Below are 611 nucleotides of genomic sequence, written 5' to 3'. Positions count from 1 at the left end.
ACTTCGACTAACGACCATGTTGATAAGGTAAGTGCCAATACAAATCCTTGGATTTTGCAAGAAGTATTTACATCCGAGACACAAGGGTTTTACTTGGATAACCATATTTATGAATACGAAGCAAGAGTAAATATATATAACGCGTCATGGTCATCTTATACTATTAATGCAATTAAATATACGGATAATACTTATTCGGGTGTTACCTCAAATTCAACTTTTATTAATGATTCAATCAGCATGAATGAGACGGATATTCATACGGTTTTTGGACTTAATAATGGTTATTACAAATTCAGGGTAACTACGGGTTCCATAAAGGTAGAGTTACATAAAAGATTAAAAAACTCTAGTCCTTCTATTAATCTTTCAACCACTAATTATCAAGTATTATCAGAAGTTAGCAGCAACAATGTTCTTGTTTTAAATGGTAGTGACCTAGATTCAGATATTGGTAACGTTATAAATGTGAAATATTCAGTTGATGGGTTAAGTGGTCATCAGAATAAGGTCATACCATAGTAGAAATGACATAAAAGGAGGAGAAAATGAATAAAAGAGTATATGTAACGGCATTGCTTCTGTGTATTGTTGTTGTATTCGTAATTTCT

1 protein-coding gene is annotated in these 611 nt (G+C 31.9%); it reads left to right on the top strand.

Translation table 11 applies throughout. From position 1 onward, the window contains the following. A partial coding sequence (locus ABD785_RS41175; protein WP_344840355.1) for a hypothetical protein occupies positions 1–522 on the top strand: 522 nt, incomplete at its 5' end. Between the last annotated feature and the right edge of the window lie 89 nt (positions 523–611).

It is taken from the genome of Actinocorallia longicatena (assembly GCF_039534125.1).
Classification (GTDB): Bacteria; Actinomycetota; Actinomycetes; order Streptosporangiales; family Streptosporangiaceae; genus Actinocorallia; species Actinocorallia longicatena.
Note: the sequence above shows the minus strand (reverse complement) of the source record. Positions and strands in the feature narration are given on the sequence as shown.